The 17,575-nt window shown below is 59.4% G+C and carries 14 protein-coding genes; 3 read left to right on the top strand and 11 right to left on the bottom strand.

Annotated features, from left to right (window positions below; all coding sequences use genetic code 11):
- Window positions 1-479: 479 nt before the first annotated feature.
- From PQU89_RS11525 to PQU89_RS11545, 5 genes are all read right to left on the bottom strand, one after another.
- Entirely contained in the window at window positions 480-1,544 is a 1,065-nt protein-coding gene (locus PQU89_RS11525) for a patatin-like phospholipase family protein (protein WP_272765958.1), read from the bottom strand.
- Complete coding sequence (locus tag PQU89_RS11530) at window positions 1,541-2,434, bottom strand: diguanylate cyclase regulator RdcB family protein (RefSeq protein ID WP_272765959.1); 894 nt, start codon at window positions 2,432-2,434, stop codon at window positions 1,541-1,543. The genes PQU89_RS11525 and PQU89_RS11530 overlap by 4 nt, the downstream gene beginning before the upstream one ends.
- 1 nt (window position 2,435) lies before the next feature.
- On the bottom strand, window positions 2,436-4,856 hold the full coding sequence (locus tag PQU89_RS11535) for a dynamin family protein (RefSeq protein ID WP_272765960.1): 2,421 nt from the start codon (window positions 4,854-4,856) through the stop codon (window positions 2,436-2,438).
- A gap of 201 nt (window positions 4,857-5,057) precedes the next feature.
- Window positions 5,058-6,089, bottom strand: coding sequence for a helix-turn-helix transcriptional regulator (locus PQU89_RS11540; RefSeq protein ID WP_272765961.1), 1,032 nt, complete (start codon window positions 6,087-6,089; stop codon window positions 5,058-5,060).
- Window positions 6,090-6,158: 69 nt separating this feature from the next.
- Window positions 6,159-7,790 carry an AAA family ATPase gene (locus PQU89_RS11545; RefSeq protein WP_272765962.1) on the bottom strand — a complete coding sequence of 544 codons (1,632 nt, stop codon included), beginning with the start codon at window positions 7,788-7,790 and terminating at the stop codon, window positions 6,159-6,161.
- A 154-nt stretch (window positions 7,791-7,944) separates the two neighbouring features.
- On the opposite strand from PQU89_RS11545, the gene PQU89_RS11550 reads away from it, so the two are divergent.
- Together PQU89_RS11550 and PQU89_RS11555 are read left to right on the top strand one after the other, a co-directional pair.
- Complete coding sequence (locus tag PQU89_RS11550; RefSeq protein ID WP_272765963.1) at window positions 7,945-8,142, top strand: hypothetical protein; 198 nt, start codon at window positions 7,945-7,947, stop codon at window positions 8,140-8,142.
- Between the two features lie 233 nt (window positions 8,143-8,375).
- Entirely contained in the window at window positions 8,376-8,615 is a 240-nt protein-coding gene (locus PQU89_RS11555; protein ID WP_272765964.1) for a hypothetical protein, read from the top strand.
- 162 nt (window positions 8,616-8,777) lie between these two features.
- Here the strand turns inward: PQU89_RS11555 and PQU89_RS11560 are convergent, their stop codons facing one another.
- Entirely contained in the window at window positions 8,778-9,392 is a 615-nt protein-coding gene (locus tag PQU89_RS11560) for a tyrosine-type recombinase/integrase (protein ID WP_272765965.1), read from the bottom strand.
- Between the two features lie 425 nt (window positions 9,393-9,817).
- Complete coding sequence (locus tag PQU89_RS11565) at window positions 9,818-10,555, bottom strand: EAL domain-containing protein (protein ID WP_272765966.1); 738 nt, start codon at window positions 10,553-10,555, stop codon at window positions 9,818-9,820.
- 180 nt (window positions 10,556-10,735) lie between these two features.
- Between PQU89_RS11565 and PQU89_RS11570 the strand changes: the two genes are divergently transcribed.
- Window positions 10,736-12,334 carry a methyl-accepting chemotaxis protein gene (locus PQU89_RS11570; protein ID WP_272765967.1) on the top strand — a complete coding sequence of 533 codons (1,599 nt, stop codon included), beginning with the start codon at window positions 10,736-10,738 and terminating at the stop codon, window positions 12,332-12,334.
- Between the two features lie 4 nt (window positions 12,335-12,338).
- Here the strand turns inward: PQU89_RS11570 and PQU89_RS11575 are convergent, their stop codons facing one another.
- Genes PQU89_RS11575 through lptF form a run of 4 tightly spaced genes read right to left on the bottom strand, consistent with a single transcriptional unit; the run spans window position 12,339 to window position 17,540 of the window.
- Window positions 12,339-12,785: a MaoC family dehydratase gene (locus tag PQU89_RS11575; RefSeq protein ID WP_272765968.1), complete on the bottom strand. Its 447-nt coding sequence runs from the start codon at window positions 12,783-12,785 to the stop codon at window positions 12,339-12,341.
- A 4-nt stretch (window positions 12,786-12,789) separates the two neighbouring features.
- On the bottom strand, window positions 12,790-15,363 hold the full coding sequence (locus PQU89_RS11580) for a [protein-PII] uridylyltransferase (RefSeq protein WP_272765969.1): 2,574 nt from the start codon (window positions 15,361-15,363) through the stop codon (window positions 12,790-12,792).
- Window positions 15,360-16,433, bottom strand: coding sequence for an LPS export ABC transporter permease LptG (lptG, locus tag PQU89_RS11585; protein WP_120809636.1), 1,074 nt, complete (start codon window positions 16,431-16,433; stop codon window positions 15,360-15,362). The genes PQU89_RS11580 and lptG overlap by 4 nt, the downstream gene beginning before the upstream one ends.
- The gene (gene lptF, locus PQU89_RS11590; RefSeq protein ID WP_272765970.1) at window positions 16,434-17,540 is read right to left on the bottom strand and encodes an LPS export ABC transporter permease LptF; all 1,107 of its coding nucleotides are present in this window, start codon (window positions 17,538-17,540) and stop codon (window positions 16,434-16,436) included. It lies immediately after the preceding gene.
- Window positions 17,541-17,575 lie beyond the last annotated feature (35 nt).

Here is a 17,575-nt window from a genome sequence, read left to right on the forward strand (position 1 = left end):
ACCACCCTGTGGCAGCTAAGGCCGAGTTGCACGCGTAGGCCGTCCGGCAGGTTTTCGAGTCAAGCAGTCATCTGAATGGCTGCTCCGACTATCTCCGGTAGGGCGGCTCCTCGCCGAGAGCGGGATCTCCGTGTCGGTTCACAATAGCCGACAGATGGAAACGCAAGGGCAGCTTTCTGGATGCTGTTAGCTACGGCAGCGCCCGGCCAACTGCAGCCGATCGCATGTCTCACAGAGCAGTCATTCGATCGACTGCTCCGCTCCAGAACCTGACGGACAAGCTACGCGCACAATTCGGCCAAAGCAGTCGGTCAAACTCATATTTGTGCAATGGCCTTTTCCACATCGGAATGCTGCCATTGCTGTATCTAGCAAACTATGGGCGGTTCATAGAGCAGGATTACCTACAAGGGCCGGGGCAGTCCAAGGCGCCGGCAGCGGGGGCAGACCGCCATCGTTCTGTACGGTGCAGGCTAGGCCTAGTCTAGGGCCCGCATGGCGTCGGTCAGCACTTGGTCGGATAAGCTGCTCTGCTCCTCGCTAGCAGTCAGCACTTGTCTGGCGTCCCGCAGCTGGCTCCGCAGCTGGCTGGCTTTCATTACTCGCCCGACGCAATGCAGCGTGTCCTGGTAGCCCTGTTCTATCCACGACGGGATGCGCTCGGGGTCGAAGCCCAGCAGGTCCTTGGCACCGCCCAGCGCCCCATCGTCCCGGACCATTGTGCTTTGCGGGCGGATTTCCAGAATGGTGGTATCTGGGTAATCGTGCCGGCTCCACAGCGAGCCGTCGCTCAAATGGGTCACAATCAGCAGCTTGCAGCCCGCTGCAACCAGCGGCGTAGCCGGCGTATTGCCCTGGCCGCTGCGCCAGCCGCCCTGGCCGCCGTCTGTGTAGCTGCGGCCATTGATCTGCCGTGACTGATACAGCAGCGGCAGTGCGGCCGAGGCCAGCAGCGCGTCGCGCTGCTGCGCGGGTGCCAGGCTTTGCACGTGCACAAAGTGCGAATCGGGTGTATCGGCTATGCCTACCTCGGCCGCCAGTACCCGTAGCAGGTCCATGCCGCCACCCAGGCTTTCAAACAGCGAGACATACAGCGGTAGGCCGTTGTTCAGCGCCCGGCTGTCCAGGTATTGGTCCATCAACGCTTGCAGCGGCTTGTCACAAAGGATGGCATCCTGCCCGCTGGCGTTGGGCAGCAGGCCCAGAGTGCCAGAGGCGGCGCGAGCAAATAACAGCGAGCCGCGAGCCGGCAGGCCGGCAGCGGCCAGCAGGCTCAGGTAGGCCAGCTGGCGATAAGGGTTCTTTACTGTCAGCGGGTTGTTGTCGGCCAGGGTTTGCCATAGCTGTTCCAGCCGCCGTGCTCCTTCGTGCAGTGAGTTGGCAGAAGCCAGCACGCCGCCGTTCAGTGCGCCAATGCTGGCACCGGATATCATGTCTACCCGGGTGCCCAGCTCAGCCAGTGCCTTGACCACGCCTGCCTGGTAGGCCCCTTTGGCGCCGCCCCCGGACAGCACCAGTCCGGTCTTGAGTGTGTCTTGTGTCATGCTGCTACGAATACCTCGTCACTGAGCGCCTCGACCAAGCGGCCGGCACGCATGATAGCCGGTACTTGTACCGGCAGGCTGGCCAACTGGCCGCAACTTGTCTGCACAAACGGGTGCTGTATGGTGTTGTAGTCTTCGGCCAGGTAGGCGAGGGCGGCAGGGGCATCGAGCAGGCTGCGGGCCGGTGCAGCCAGCCACTGCCGGGTTTCTACGCGCTGGTTGCCGCTCTCGCGCTGCAGCAGCGCCGTGGCACGGTCTATCACCAGGCCGAGGAACTGCTGCTGCTGACGGTGGCCAGGTAGGTGAGCGCGGCAATAGTCGCCAAATGCCCCCCAGCGCAGCTCTTCCAGCGCGGCAAAGCAGCGCCCGGCTGGTGAAAACACATCAAAGCGCCCAGCTTCCCAGCGGGCAAACACGCTGTCTATGTGCTGGCCCACTCGCTGCTCGAAACCGATACGGCCTAGCTCGGCTTCAATAGTGCTGCAGCGGGCGTGCAACTGCTCGGCCAGGCGTTCCAGCTGGGTGCGTGTATGGGCGGCATAGTTGGCCAGCCGCGCCACGTGCTGGTTCAGGCCACTGACACGCTCGTTTACCCGTGCGATGGCCAAGTTGCTTTGCGCCAGCGACTCGGTAAGCTCGGTGAGCCACTGCAGCGAGGCTTCCAGGCCTTGGGCCAGGTTAGCGTTGATTTCGCCCTGACGCCTGCTGGCGCTGCCTGTCAGGCCGTCGTAGCAGCGGTTAAAGAAACTGCTGCGCGCGTGCTGTACCCGCAGGTGGTCCTGCGTGACGTCGATACCGTTGGCAAAGTCGACAATGAACTTTTCCGGTAGGCAGGTCAGCACCTTGTAAATCTCGCTATCCCGGGTAATGGCTTGGGCTGTGTCTGTCACCTCAGGCTCCTTCATGCTGCAGCAGCGGTTTCAGGTCTTCGGCCAGTTCGTCGCAATCGCTCTTCAAGACGGGCAGTTTATTAAGCAGATTGGTGATGGCCAGTGCCAACTCTTCTTGTTCTTTCTTGCTACCCTCCTTGTCACGGATGCCCTGCTGCATGTCGGCGCGGATGTTTTCTACTTTGCTGCGGAAGGTGGCAAAGTAGTTTTGTACTTCCTGTTCCAATGGCTGCTGTACCATCTCGGCGATGGCGTTCTGGAGCAGCTTAAATGTCTGCGCAATGCTCTTCTGGGTTGCGGCGCGAATTTTTCGCATATCCAACTCGTAATATTCTTTGGTGGTCTGGTAGTCTTCCCAGCCCCAGTCGTCTGTGTTAAAGAACTTGCAGATGCCCCCCCATACCCCGGATTTACGGCGAGAACGGGTAACTGTTTCGGACCTTTCCTGCACCATGTTCTCCAACATCTCCAGCCCGGACATGTGCAGCGACGGGAAACGTGGCGGTGGTAGCCGGATTTCGATGCTGAAGCCGTCAGCCGATAGGCGGTCTTTCACTGTGGCGACGAGCTCGGCCACCATATTGCCGATGCTCCCCTCAAAGTCTTTGCGGAAGTCCTGCTGCATGTGCTGTATGGTGTCGATCAGGTTGCTCTCGCCGGACTTCATGATTTTTTCGATGGAAGAGACGAGACGCTTCAGCAGCGTGTCAACCTCATCCTTGTCACTGAAGCGCAGTACTGGGCTGTTTGGATCAAAGTCTTGTGAGTCACCATTGCCCCAGCTGTTATTCAGGACATTCTTCAGAAAAAAGCCGAGTGTGCCATCCGAGCGTTGTTTTTTCTTTTGGCTTTCTTGCTGTGCGAGTTCGCTATGCTGGATTTTTTCGATGTTTTTGCCTTCCCGAAAGTACTGATCCAGGCTGGCTTCCATTTCGGTGTGTAACTTTTTTAGTGCCGCGGCTGAGTTTCTGTCGATTTGGTAGAGCATGCTTTTGCCAAGTGCACCGGCTTCTTCTTCGGCATTGTCAATCTTGCGGCTGTCTTCGATCAGCGACGTGATCTGGCACTTGAGTTCTTCGGCATTGCGCGACAGTGCGCTCTTGCGCAGGCTGAGGAAGTTATCCAGTTTGTGGGTAATGTCCACCAGTTTGGCAGAGGCGGCGTCAATGGCGTAGACCGCCGCCTGGGCGTAGGCCGTCTGAACTACCTTTTCCATTGGTACATTAAACAGCGACTCCTGCCACAGCTCACTGGCGGCATCTTTTACTTCTTCGGCGTCTTCAATCTTGCTTTCCCAGCGACGACCGATGGCTTCATTGCCGAAGTCTTCTACCCATGCCTGCTGGTTGGATGCCGGTAGTCTGCCGTGCAGCGCCAGTTCGTGCAGCGCCCGGTTGGCCAGATAGGCCTGGCGGGCCGATACCGGGTAAACATGGGCCTCGTCGATAAAGCCTTTCATCAGATCGCTGGCCACCAGACGCTTGATCTCCTCAATGCTGTCGCCGTTGCGGTCTTTCTCGTCATACCTATTTACCAGGGCGAATAGGCGGCCATTGGCGGTGCGGGCAATATTTTTCAGCTGTTCGCGCACTTCATCATCGGCATCCGATTTTAGCTGACCGTAGTTCATCACGGCCAGAATGGCCGAGGCTTTGGCCAGCTGTTCCTTCATCATCACGCGCAGATGGCTTTGCCCGGCTTCGTTCGGCCCCGGGGTGTCCAGCAGCGTCAGGCGGCCGCGGGCATTGGCCATGTGGCGAAGGTGGGCAAACTCCACCTCGATGACCGGCATCTCGTGAACTTCGTCGTAGTGCTCGAAAGGAAAGGCAGCACCTAGCACTTGTGACAAGCGCACCAAGTCATTTAGGCTTTTCAGGAACCAGAAGATCTGCTCGGCACCTTGGTAGCGAGTCTCAAAGTGCTGTTTCTCGTGGATGCGGCGCAGCAGTTCCTGCATGTCCGGATTGTCGGTCAGCGTGTCCAGCTGTGCAGATAATTGCGGTTGGTTGACCAGTAGAACCAACTCATCCAGCAACTGGTTGATCGGGCCGTTGTTGTCAAACTTCAGCAGCGGCTCGACTTGCCCGGGGGTGTGGCGGATCAGTGTGGGGAGTGCCGTCATCGGCCGGTTGCGGTTGGGCAGCACCTCGGAGCCGACAATGGCATTGATGGTGGTGGACTTGCCGGCTTTCATGGTGCCGATCACTGCCAGCACCATGTCCAGGCTTTCCAGCTTGGTTTTTTCGCCTTGCAGCACTTCTACATGCTTGCCCAGTGACGCTTGGTCGAAGGTTTGCGCCTCTCCCTGCATGGCGGTGGACACCACCCCTTTTTGCTGGCTCATCCACTGCAGAAACTGGATGCTCAGGTCGAGCAGGCGGTTGGCTTCTGTACATAACACGTCGATATTGGGCTGACTCATTACCGGTTCCAATCTTGTTAATTATTGCAAATTGCATTTTCGTATAAAAATGCAAAATCATTCGTCATGATTGCTTATTTGAACGATATTAAAAAATCGGCTCAGAATGCGGGCAAGTCGATGATTTTTTTCTCAGAAGAACGTTTCTTTACGTCCGGTCTCCTTGGCTTAATGGCATTGGGCTTTAAATCCGTGTGCTACTCAAATCAGAGGGGCGTCGTATGTATTTGCACCTACTGGTTTTGATCTGTACTTTTCAGCGGCATGATTGAGTTGATTTATTATTATGCCTCTTAGTTCCAAAGGCTCATTGACCGTAATATTGTCGCCACTGGCTAGTATCCACCTTAGTAGTTGTCCACTTGATGGCATTGTTACCGTCAGCAATGATCCAGGATCGCCATCGCTCAACGGTTCCAGTTTCTGACTCTCATGCAGAGGGCAGTCATAGACCAGGTTTTCCACATAGCCACGCACAATTGCTTTCAGGGTGATCAGTTCGCCATTGGCGAAGTCTGCGCGGCCTTCGGCGATGTGGCGGTTGAAATCGAAGTCCTGTTTTTGGCGTGCTGTAATCGGGAGCAGTTCTGCTGTCCGAATGCGGTCGATGGCGTAGAGGCGTTCTTCCTGCTCGTCGTTTTTCAGCGCAAACAGGTAAATGCGTGGCCCGCGCTGCATGATTCCCTGCGGGTGCAGTGTTGGCGTGCTGCTTTTCTCTTGCCTGTCGATATATTTCACCTGCAGGGCGCGGCTTTCTTTCATGGCTCGGAGTACCTTAGTGAAAACCTGATAGTTGATTTTCGCCGGTTGCAGGCGCAGCGAGTCGGGAAGGATGCATATCTTGCTTTCGTCGAGTGCAATTCCCTGATCGCGAAGTTTCAGGCGATCGAGCAGTTTGGATAGTTCGCCGCTGGAAACGATCCCTTCGAGGTCTTTCTTCAAGTGCCCTACAAAGTAGTCCCAGATACTGTCGTCAATGTCACTGGTTTCTTCTATGCGCTGGTAGGCGGGTTGCTCGCGGCTGTTTTCCAGCGGGCGGACACGCCCTTGCTTGATGAGCCATTGCAAGTCACGCTGCAGGGTGCGGTGGTGCCGAATGACATCCTTGTTGATGTTTTCCAGCTTTCGCTGGATTTCTTTTATTGTCAGGCCGTGCTGGCTGGCCCCCTGGTCGCCGGGAAGTAAGCGTTCAATCAGCGCCAGGCGCTCTGTTCTGTCTTGTGATAGCGACATGTTCTTGTTTCTCACTCGCGTCGGTATTGGTGCAGCATAAGAAGATCGTGCGACAAACCTTGTCGCGTGTTATTTGCTTTGCATTTCCTCCGCCAGCAGCGCGGCAGCCCGTTCACTCAGCACCAGGGATACAGATAGCATGCCGCGCGTCATGCCAACGAAGAGCTTGGTGCGTTCGTGACGTGAGAGCTCGGCAAAGTCGATTTCAGTCAGGATAACGGCGCTGGCGGATTGGCCCTTGAAACGATATACCGATTCCAGCAGTAGCACGCCTTGGGTCCATTCGGGTTGGCCATCTGGCGTGAATTCACCGGTAAAGCGCTTTGTTGCGTACCCGGCCAAAGTGTCGAGCGAGAGCAGTTTCGAGTGCGCAATACCCTTTGTTGAAAGTACCGCCAGCTGCGCCACGTCGATACCCAGTGAGCGCTGTTCCTTGATTGCGTCCCCGGTCTTGCAGAGAAGGTCTTCCTCGCTGCCGTCGTACACGTGAAATGCTGGGACATCACCACGCCAGGGGCTTTTCGATTTGACGGTTTCCCTGGCGAGTGCAAATGCATTGATTGCATGGCAGACCTGTTGTGGGCTGCGGAAGTTATCCATGCATTGAATGCGGACTGCATCGGGCATATCGAAGGAAGGGCGGCCGTACAGGCATTGGTCAGGATCCTCCAGCATGTACAGCCGACCATCGAGCACCAGCATGGAGATCAAGCCGGTGATCCAGTCCGGTTGCAGGTCTTGTGCTTCATCCAGAATCAACAGGTCAATATTGGCAGCTTGGCTGTGGAGGTATTGCAGGTAGTCTGCTGCAGCCTGTTCAAACATGGCGGGGGCATGAAAGTCGAGTGTCTGCCGCTGCTGGCGGTAGTAATCGATACACAAGGCATGAAAGGTGGTGGACTGGCCAGGGGCAATGCGGGACATCTGTTCGGCCAGCGGCCGATTGAAGCAGACATACAGGGTGCGAAGCCCGGCCTGACCGGCTTCCTGCAGCAGTGTTACAGCTAGCTGGGTTTTGCCTGAACCCGCTGTGGCCTGGATGCGATAGCGCCGGGATGGCGCCTGCAGGCGGGGGACCCAGGTAGCCAGCCCGTCGGCTAGCCCTTTGACGGTTTTCTGGATTTGCCCTTGGAGAATGGCTACATCCGGGACAAGATCGAGGTGATTACGGAGAAAGGCTTTTATCTGCTCGGCAGCGGCATCAGGGACGCCCAGCGGCAGCAGATTTTCAACACGGGCCGGCAGGTTGGGGAAGTCAGCCGCATCAAAAATGCGCTCGCGTGGAATGCTGACAACAGGTGTACCGGCCAGATGAAAATCTGGCAGCACCAAGCAGTTGGACAGTGTGACGTGGAGTCCCGCCTTGCCAAGCAGCTGGCGCATTGCTCCGTATTGCACTTTCACCTGGGTAGCAATGTCGCGCTGGCGCAGGCCGTAGTCTTTCAGTAACTGGCCATTACTGATGGCCAACGCGCCTGACTTGACCTCAACAAGCAGCAGGTTGCCTGCAAGGTTCATGACGATCAGGTCAATCTCGCCGTGACAATCCCGACCTTCATACAAGCTGTGCCATTCCACATTATGGAAGATGACATACCCATCTGGCAGTGATTTCTGGAGCAGTGTCAGTACATCCATTTCACGGCGGTAGCCGATGGTTCTTCTCACTTCGCCTGACAAGTCTGGAAGCAGCTTGGCCATACACAACACTTCATCTGATATTTGTAAAGCATAAACATATCAGATTTTACATGCATTTACTTTAGAAAAAATGCAAGAAAGAGTGGTCTTGGTGACAAGGTATGTCGCAGGTCAAAGTCATACTGATACAGGCAGTAAGAAGAGGAGGGGCATTATGTTTCCTGAAGGAAAACAACCCCGTGAAGGTGATCCAGGATTGATTCTGTTGGCAGTTGTTCTCTTTGTTGTGTCGCTGGGATTGCCGGGCCGGTCCTGGGGAAGGGTGCTGCAAATGCTTTCGGCCGTTCTGCTGGCCATCGCTTTCCCGTTACTCGGTGTTCCCCTGTTGATTTACATCGTATTCATTGGTTGAGGAGGGTAATCCATGCCGGTGCCACTTGGCCCTGTCAAGTTTGTCTGCCCACGCTGCCATTGGCAGCGCACGATCATGATGCCATCGGATGTGATATGCCTGCCCGAATGGGCGCGTTGTTGCCCGCGCTGTGGTTGCGATCAAATGCAGCAAGCCAGGGGTAATCGCATAGAGAGCATGTTGGGTGCGCTTGCAGAGCGACTCTCCCGGGCTTTGGACTGACTGGAGGCAATGTGGTGAACGTTATATCGGGTAAAGCCCTTGCCAAGATGCCTTCGCAGGCCGAGCACGCGATGGTGGTCAGCCTGTTTGCAAGGGAACCCTTGTCCCGTATTCCGCTGATCGATCTTCGAAACACGCTGCGAATCTACGGGGTGAGCTTTTCTCACTGTATCGAGCAAGTCAATCCTGAAATGCCCGCCCTAGCGCTCCTCGCCTTGCGGGAGATGCGGCGCAGGTTGTATTGCAATTAGGCATGTAAATCGCCTCTGGTTTGCTTGTTACATCAATGGCTGCATTCCGATGTGAAAGCAGCCATTGATCATTATGGGCGTGAGCGGCCGTTTTGGCCGATAGGGACCCAGGTAGCAGCGAAAGCGCACTGCTACCCCGGTAAAGCTAATTGTAGGTATTACCTAAATTTCGATCTGCTCAGAAATTTCCAAAGCATCATCGACCTCGATCCCGAGATACCGCACTGTGCTTTCTAACTTGGTATGACCAAGCAAGATTTGCACCGCTCGCAGATTCTTTGTCTTCTTGTAGATCAATGTTGCTTTGGTACGCCGCAACGAGTGAGTGCCGTAGATTGATGAGTCCAGCCCAGCGGTTTCGACCCACATATGTACGATCCGTGCATATTGTCGAGTCGATAAATGTGGAGAATCCTCCAACCGACTAGGGAAGAGATACTGATCACTGCGCAAATGTGCTTTCTCTAGCCAGGCAGCTACCGCCAATCTGGTCGGCTCTGTCAGCTCAAACTGTACCGGACGCTGTGTCTTGCGCTGGGTGACAATGGCACGGGGCAGAATTTGGTTTCCATTCGTAATATCGCGCACTCGTAAGCTGACCAAGTCACAGCCACGAAGCTTGCTGTCGATCGTCAGGTTGAACATGGCAAGATCCCGTACCGCGTGCTTATTCTGGAGGTGGATCCGGATCGCCCAGATGTCTTTGGGCTTCAGAGGCGGCTTTTGGCCAATCAGCTTGCCTTTGTTCCATGCCTCACGCTTCTGTGTGGTGTCCATGACAGACTCCTTTTCGGTGGAAGGAATCTGATTATTGGTGGGTACGCAGTACGGTGAGGCGGGAGCCACAGATCGGCCTTTGCAGTCAGTGTCAAACGGAATTTCCGATCTAGTGCCCTGCGATAGCCCACATAAAAAATGCCACGACTGAAGCCGTGGCATAAATATTACTGTTAACAAACCATGAAGACTTATAGCTAAAAGCTCATACAGAAATATGTGTTCTTTTACTCCATATAGGTTTCAGCGGCCAACCTTGGGCAAACTGTTTTAGGGCATGTACTCGATCGGCTGCGACTTGATCTAAATGGGGCGATACGGCGTTAGAAACGGTTTCGGCATGCTTGTTGATGTCTGGATAAACGCCGCTTCCTCAGCCGCTGTTGCCTTGTCCCGCGTAAGCGCGCGAGATCGTAAACACGCACTTACAGCGCGTCCCGGCGGATGAACTCGGGGCGGAACAGGTAGCCCTGCACGAAGTCGACGCCCAGTGCCTGCGCCTGGCGCAGGTCGGCCTCGCTTTCGATGCCTTCCAGCACCGTCTGCTTGCCTTCGGCACGGGCAAACGCCAGCAGCATCTGCAGCATGCGCAACTGTCGTGGTTGCTGAAGCAGCCGCAGCCACTGGCGGTCGAACTTGTAGATGTCCACCGTACACAGGATCGGGATCGACACCATCGTCGCCGGTCCGCCGATGTCGTCCAGCGCGGTACGGATGCCGCGCTGCGCCAGCAGTTCTGCCAGCAGCATGCTGTGATCCGCTTCCTGCACATTGGTATTTTCGATCAGCTCGATCACGGTGCGCTGCGGCTGGCTCAGCAGGTCGAGCAGCGGGTGTTCCGGTGTCGCCAGCGACAGGCCGGCGACGGCGTGCGGATCGAGGTTGAGGAACAGCAGGCCGTCGCGGGGCGCATGTTCGATCTGCCAGCGCTTGCTCATCAGTTCGACCTGCACCAGCGTGACCGGCGAATCGTGCAGCGTGTCGAACACCGCCTGGGGTGGCAGCGGCTGGCGCGTTGCACTATAAAACCGTGCCAGCGCCTCGTAGCCCACCGTCTGCAGGCTGTTGGTCGCCTTGATCGGCTGGTATTCGGCGCCGATGCGTTGCCGTTCGATGACCTCCAGTAGCAGCTCGGTCGGGATGGTGTTGCGCGCTTGATTCATTTGATAATCATTTGTGTTTATGCTTTCCGAACTGTACCGGGTGCCACCGCGTTTGCAAAGCTGGCCGGAAGAGGTATTTTCAATCGCGCCTGCCGACGTTTGTGTAGGCTTGATTAGAAATGTTTGATAATCTTGCACGATTGGCGCACACATCAATAAGACACGATTATGAAAATAAATATGCCAGTGACAGCCAACGAGCTGTTTCTCGATCCCCTGCGCCCGATTGTTACCAAAACCGACCTCAAGGGCGCCATCACCTACGCCAACCGTGCGTTCATCGACATCAGCGGTTTTAGCGAAGCCGAACTGCTGGGCAAAAACCACAATATCGTGCGCCATCCGGACATGCCGGCGGAGGCCTTTGCCGACCTGTGGGACACGGTAAAGCAGGGCAAGCCGTGGGGCGGGCTGGTGAAAAACCGCGCCAAGAACGGCGATTTCTACTGGGTGGAGGCGCATGTCACGCCGATCACCGAAATGGGCAAGATCGTCGGCTATGTCTCGGTGCGCAGCACGCCCAACCGCGCCGAAGTCAGCGCCGCCGAAGCGCTGTACCAGAAGGTGCGCGACAAGCAGGCCAGCCTGCCGTCCACGCTGAAGCAGCTGTCCAAGCGCCGCGATAGCGGCAAGATCGGCTTCGTGCTGACCGGCCTGTTCAGTTCCGGCCTGGTCGCCGCCGGCTGTGTGCCGGGCTGGAGCGACGGCACGCGGCTGCTGGTCAGCCTGCTGTCACTGGGTGCACTGGCAGCCGCCTCGGTGTGGTGGCGCTACTCCGAGTGGCGCGTGATGCAGCGCCTGCACCAGGGCTTCCTCAATCTGGCGGAAGGCCAGCTGGAGTCGCCGCTGCAGACCCGTCTCGGTGGCCAGCTCGGCGCGATGATGGACAGTCTGGAAGGCCTGCGCCTGCACATGCGCGCGATGGTGGCGGATTCGCTCAGCGCCGGCGGTCGTACCTACGAGCAGTCGCACGCCCTCAGCCAGGAAATGGGCGGGCTGGTGGCGCGTGCCGAAGAGCAGGGCAAGGGCCTGCAGCAGATCAGCATCAGCATGGAGCAGATCAGCAGCTCGATCGGCCATGTCGCCTCGATGGCGCAAGACAGCGTGCAGGGTGCGCAGGAAACGCGCAATGCCGCGACCGAGGGCCAGCAGGTGATGCAGCGTGCGGCCGAGGCCGCCACCCAGGCGGTGGTGGTGGTCAATCGCTCCAAGGAAGAGCTGGCGGCGCTGGACAAGTCGATGACCGAAATCGGCGCCATGACCAACCTGATCCACGGCATCGCCGAGCAGACCAATCTGCTGGCGCTGAACGCGGCGATCGAGGCGGCGCGTGCCGGCGAAACCGGCCGTGGCTTTGCCGTGGTGGCCGATGAAGTGCGCAAGCTGGCCGAGCGTACCGCGACGGCGACCGACGCCATCGGCGACGTGGTGCAGCAGATCGTGCAGATTACCGACAAGGTGACGCTGAACATGGACCGTTCGGTGGAAGAGGTCGATCACGTCAGCGCGGAAATTCGCGCCTCGGCGTCGCAGCTGGACGTGTTGCTGGACATCGCCGACCGTGCTCACGACTTTGCCGGCAAGCTGTCGAGCCAGGTGGCCAGCGACTCTTCGACCGTGCACCAGGTGGCGGCGTCGGTGGAGCAGCTGGCGGTGCTGGGCGAGCAGAACATCGACACCGCCAACAACGTGCTGCACAGCGCGCAGGCGCTGGAGGTGGCGGCCGGCGATCTGGAGCGGCTGACACTGCACTACCGCAAGTGGCAGAAGCCCGGCTAAGCCCTTAGCTGTCCCTGCGCTGCACCCAAATCGCCGTTTCCAGCTGGACGGCGATTTCTTCATGCTGGTTGCGCGTTGTCCACTGCAGGGTGACGATGCCGAACTGCGGCTGCTTGGCAGAGGCACGCTGCGCCAGTACCTCGATCTCGGTTTGCAGCGTGTCGCCGGCACGGGTTGGCCGCGGCCAGCGCATATTGTCGACCTTCATGCCGACCAGACCGCCCGCGACCTGGCTCAGCTCGCTGGCCACCACCAAGCGCATGGTCAGGCTGGCGACGTGCCAGCCGCTGGCGGCGAGGCCGTTGAACACGCTGTCCTCGGCCGCGACTTCATCCAGATGGAAAAACTGCGGGTCAAAGCTGCCGGCGAAGTCGCGGATTTCGGCCAGCGTCAGGGTGTGGCTGGCGGTATGGAAGCGGCGGCCGGGGATGAGGTCTTCAAAATGCAGCATGGTGTCAGATCCGTAGTGCGTTGATCAGGTCGTTTTCCAGCGCCAGCAGCAGCTTGTCGTCGTGACTGGACGGTAGTGACAGCAGGAAGGAGTCTTCCACCCGGCCGCCCAGCGTCATGATCTTGGCGGCGTCGACGTTGACGTGATAGTCGGACAGCACCTTGGCGATCTTGGCCAGCAGGCCGGGGCGGTCGCCGCTGACGATGGACAGCACGTAGTGGCGCTGCTTGTCGTCGGCGCGGATCAGCACCTGCGGCTGGATCGGGAAGTGCTTCAGGTGGCGGCTGAGACGGCCGGGCGGCGGCATGCGGATCGGCTCCTGCCGCGCAAGGTTGGCCGCCAGCTCGAACTCGATGAAGTTGATCAGATCGCGATAGTCGCCGTCGTGGTGCTCCGGCAGGAACACGTGGAAGGTGTCCAGCGCGTAGCCGTGGCGGGTGGTGTGGATCTTGGCGTCGGCGATACTGTAGTTGGCGGCACCGAGGAAGGCGCAGATACGCACGAACAGGTCGGGCTGGTCGGCGGCGTAGACGATCAGCTCGATACCTTCCTTGTCCTCCGACAGCCGCGCGCGCACGATCGGGGTGCGGGTGTCCACGCTGCGATTGAGCACCCGCGCGTGCCAGGCGATCTCGCGTGCCTCGTGGCGCAGGAAGTAGATGCTGTCGACGTGCTGCCACAGCGTCTGCTCGACGCCGTCCGGCACCGCGTTCAGGCGCAGGATGGCCTGTGCCGCCTTCTTGCGCTCGGCCAGCTCCAGGTCGAGGTCGACTTCGCCGCCTTGCTGCAGCTTGCGCCGTGTGGCCTGGAACAGGTCTTCCAGCAGCTTGGCTTTCCACGCGTTCCACACCTTGGGGCTGGTGCCGCGGATGTCGGCGACGGTGAGGATGTACAGTGCCACCAGATGGCGCAGGTCGCCAACGTTGGCCGCAAATTCCTGCACCACCTGCGGGTCGTAGATGTCCTGCTTCTGCGCCACGCTGGACATGGTCAGGTGCTGCGCCACCAGCCATTTCGCGAGGTCGGTGTCGGCGGCGGACATGCCGTGCGCCTCGCAGAACTGGCGGATGTCGGCCATGCCCAGCTGCGAGTGGTCGCCGCCGCGGCCCTTGGCGATGTCGTGGAACAGGCCGGCGATGTACAGCACTTCCGGGCGCTCGAATTCGTCGATCAGGCGGCTGAGCAGCGGGTATTCGTGGTTGAACGCCGGCACCGCGAAGCGGCGCAGGTTGCGCACCACCATCAGGATGTGTTCGTCGACGGTGTAGACGTGGAACAGGTCGTGCTGCATCTGGCCGATGATCTTGCCGAATGCCGGCAGGTACTTGCCCAGCACGCCGTACAGGTTCATGCGGCGCAGGGTGCGGGTCAGGCCGACCGGCTCCTTGAAGAACTGCATGAACAGCGCACGGTTGTGCGGGTCGCGGCGAAAGCGCTCGTTGATCTGGCGTCGTGCGTGCCACAGCGCGCGCAGGGTGCGTGGCGCCATGCCGCGCAGGCCGTGGCGCTGGATGTGCAGGAAGGCGCTGAGGATGGTCGACGGCTGCTTCTCGAAGATATCCGGATCGCGGATGCCGAGCATGCAGTTGACGCTGTAGAAGTGCTCGTCGAGATCCTGGGTCAGCCGCGGCACGGTGCAGACGTAGCGGGCGCGCAGGTTGGGCAGCAGGATGCCGTTGAGCTGACTGACGTTCTTCGAGGCCTTGTAGAAGGTCTGCATCAGCTGTTCGCTGGCGCGGCGGGCATCGTCGTCGCTGAGGCCGGACATGGTGGCGACGGTGTTCTGCAGATCGAAGATCAGCCGGTCTTCGCGGCGTTTGGCGGCCAGGTGCAGGTCGATACGGATGCGTTCCAGCTGGCGTTCGCTGTACTTCAGCAGTCGCGCCTCGGAGGCGGTGAGGATGTCGTTGCTGATCAGGCTGTCCCAGGTCTGGCCGACGCCGATGGCCTTGCTGATCCACAGGATGGTGTGCAGGTCGCGCAGGCCGCCGGGGCTTTCCTTGATGTTTGGCTCCAGGTTGCTGCCGAGGCCGTAGTGCTTGCTGTGGCGCTGCTGCTGCTCCAGCAGCTTGCCTTCCAGGAACGGCAGCGGATCACGGTTGCGCTCGACCGCGCTGTTGAGTTGGTGGAACAGGGTGATGTTGCCGGCCAGCATACGGTTTTCCAGCAGCGTGGTGGCGACGGTGATGTCCTTGGCCGCTTCCTGCAGGCATTCGTCTATGGTGCGCACGCTGTGGCCGACATCGAGACCGATGTCCCACATCGCACCGATGAAGTCTTCCACGAAGCTGCTGAGGCTGTCGCAGGTGGCCGAGGGCAGCAGCAGCAGCAGGTCGATGTCGGAGTGCGGAAACAGCTGGCCGCGACCGTAGCCGCCCACCGCCACCAGCGCCGCACGCTGCCCCAGCCCCAGCACGTCCCAGGCGGAGCGGATCACGCCGTCGACCAGTGCGCTGTGCGCCTGCAGGTAGGCGCGGCCGTTGCGGTCGGCGGTATAGCGTGCGGCCAACGTGGCGCGGCCGTCCTGCAGGGTCTTGCGCCAGCGCTGGCAGAGCTGCTGTTGTGTGCTTGCCGTCATCGTTTTTCCAGTCGGAGTATGGCCCAGCCCCCTGCGATCAAGAACAGCGTGGTGGGGATGGTGGCCGAAAGCAGCGGGTTCCAGTCGTACAGCAGGCCGAGGTGGCCGAACAGCCGGTTACAGAAGTGGAAGGCGATACCGATGCTGATGCCGGTGAACAGCTTGACGCCGAGGTCGTTCTGGCGCCGCTGTGCCGGGGTGAACGCCAGCGCCACCAGCGCCATCGAAATACAGGCCAGCGGATAGAACAGCTTGCTCCACAGCGCGATTTCGTAGCGCTGGGTCTTCTGGTGATTGTTCTGCAGGTGCTCGATATAGGTCAGCAGGTCCAGCGCCGACATCTGTTCCGGCACCACCAGCAGCACCGACAGGATGTCCGGCTGCAGTACCGACTGCCACTGGCGGCCGGGTTGGCGCGAGGTGCTGACATGGTCGGCGTGCAGCGTGGACGAACGCACGCCTTCCAGTTGCCAGTTGCCTTCGCCCTGGTAGGTGGCGCGTTCGGCGAACTCGCTGCGGATCAGCCGGTATTCGTCGTCGTAGCTGTAGATGCGGATGCCGAGCAGGGTGTTGTCCGGCAGCATCTCGCGCACGTTGATCATGTTGTTGTCGTCCTTCACCCACAGCCCGGAGCGGAATTCCTGCGCGATCAGCGAACGCGTCGACTGCAGCTTCAGCCGCTCCGCCATCTGCTCGGACTGCGGCGAGATGAACTCGCCCAGTGCCAGTGCCGACAGCGCCATGATCAGGCCGAAGATCAGCTTGAAGCGGGCGATCTGCCCCAGCGAAACGCCGAAGGTGCGGATGGCGGTGTACTCGGCACTGCCGGACAGCTGCGACATCGCCACCAGCGCGCCGATCAGCACCGCCAGCGGCATCAGCTCGTAGGCGTGGCCGGGGATCTGCAGCGCGACATAGGCCAGCATGGTGCTGGTCTGGTAGTTGCCTTTGCCGAGATCCGGCACTTCACGAATGATGTCGAAAAAACCGTACAGGCCTAGCAGGCAGGCGAGGGTGAACAGGGTTGCGCCGAAAAAGCGCGCCATCATGTAGTTGCGTACGGTCTTCATTTACGGGGTCTTTCGCAGCCAGGCGCGCAGCACCGGCAGCAGCGAGCCGGCAGGACGGTTGCGGTAGTGGAGCAGGGCCAGTGCCAGCAGCAGGATCAGCAGGTGCGCCGGCAGGATGGCCAGCGCGCTCGGCAGCTTGTCGCTGGCAATCCAGTTGCGCAGCAGCCAGAGCAGGTTCTGATAGGCAAGGTAGGCGCCCAGCGCGAACACCAGATTGTAGGCGTGGCCGGAGCGCGGGTTGTAGTAGCTCAGCGGCAGGGCCAGCAGGGCCAGCAGTAGCGTGCACAACGGCAGTGACAGGCGCCAGGCCAGTTCGGCGCGGTCCTTCGGATCGTCGCTGCCGAACAGCTGCAAGGTTGGCCGCGAGCTGCTGTCCACTTCCGGCACCGCGGTGCGGACATTGTCACTGATCTTGATGCGGTAGCTGTCGAACTCCACCACCTCGAAGGCGCCACTGCCGGGCTCGCCGACATAGCGGCGGCCGTTGAGCAGGGTCAGCGTGCGGTTGCCGAATTCGTCCCGGCCCAGCTGGCCTTCCTTGGCGAATACCGACGACACTTCGCCATCGGCGATGTTCTGCACGAACACGTTGCGGGTGGCGCCGGTGGCAACGGAGTAGCTCTCGATGAAGTAGACGCGGTCATTGCTGCGCGATTCCTTGAATACGCCCGGTGCCAGCGCGGTCATCTCCTCGCGCTGTTTTAGTATCTCGGCGTACTCGCGGCTGCGCTGCTGTGCCCACGGCTCGACCGCCAGCGTGCCGACGGCCACCAGCAGGCTCAGTGGCAGCGCGTAGCGCATCACCGGGCCGACCCAGTCGGACAGCGACTTGCCGCTGGCCAGCCACACTGCCATCTCGTGCTCGCGCCACATGCGGGTGAACACCACCATCACGCTGACGAACACGGTCAGGATCATCAGCACCGGAAAGAAGCCGAGTGTCCAGAAACCGATCAGCGCCGCCACCGCCTCGTTGGCGATGCGCCCTTGTGCCGCGCGGCCGAGCAGATTGATGGATTGGGTGGTCAGCAAAATCGCCAACAAAATGAAAAAAACGCCGATACTGGTATAAGTCAGTTCGCGCGTGAGGCTTTTCTTAAAAAGCATAAAAGCGGGCCTGTTTTTGACAATGCGTCAAAAGG

It is taken from the genome of Vogesella indigofera, from assembly GCF_028548395.1.
Classification (GTDB): domain Bacteria; phylum Pseudomonadota; class Gammaproteobacteria; order Burkholderiales; family Chromobacteriaceae; genus Vogesella; species Vogesella indigofera_A.

Coding starts and splice junctions, on each gene's coding strand:
- PQU89_RS11525 (WP_272765958.1), bottom strand. CDS start 1,544: ATGACACAAGACACACTCAAGACCGGACTGGTGCTGTCCGGGGGCGGC.
- PQU89_RS11535 (WP_272765960.1), bottom strand. CDS start 4,856: ATGAGTCAGCCCAATATCGACGTGTTATGTACAGAAGCCAACCGCCTG.
- PQU89_RS11540 (WP_272765961.1), bottom strand. CDS start 6,089: ATGTCGCTATCACAAGACAGAACAGAGCGCCTGGCGCTGATTGAACGC.
- PQU89_RS11545 (WP_272765962.1), bottom strand. CDS start 7,790: ATGGCCAAGCTGCTTCCAGACTTGTCAGGCGAAGTGAGAAGAACCATC.
- PQU89_RS11550 (WP_272765963.1), top strand. CDS start 7,945: ATGTTTCCTGAAGGAAAACAACCCCGTGAAGGTGATCCAGGATTGATT.
- PQU89_RS11560 (WP_272765965.1), bottom strand. CDS start 9,392: ATGGACACCACACAGAAGCGTGAGGCATGGAACAAAGGCAAGCTGATT.
- PQU89_RS11565 (WP_272765966.1), bottom strand. CDS start 10,555: ATGAATCAAGCGCGCAACACCATCCCGACCGAGCTGCTACTGGAGGTC.
- PQU89_RS11570 (WP_272765967.1), top strand. CDS start 10,736: ATGCCAGTGACAGCCAACGAGCTGTTTCTCGATCCCCTGCGCCCGATT.
- PQU89_RS11575 (WP_272765968.1), bottom strand. CDS start 12,785: ATGCTGCATTTTGAAGACCTCATCCCCGGCCGCCGCTTCCATACCGCC.
- PQU89_RS11580 (WP_272765969.1), bottom strand. CDS start 15,363: ATGACGGCAAGCACACAACAGCAGCTCTGCCAGCGCTGGCGCAAGACC.
- lptG (WP_120809636.1), bottom strand. CDS start 16,433: ATGAAGACCGTACGCAACTACATGATGGCGCGCTTTTTCGGCGCAACC.
- lptF (WP_272765970.1), bottom strand. CDS start 17,540: ATGCTTTTTAAGAAAAGCCTCACGCGCGAACTGACTTATACCAGTATC.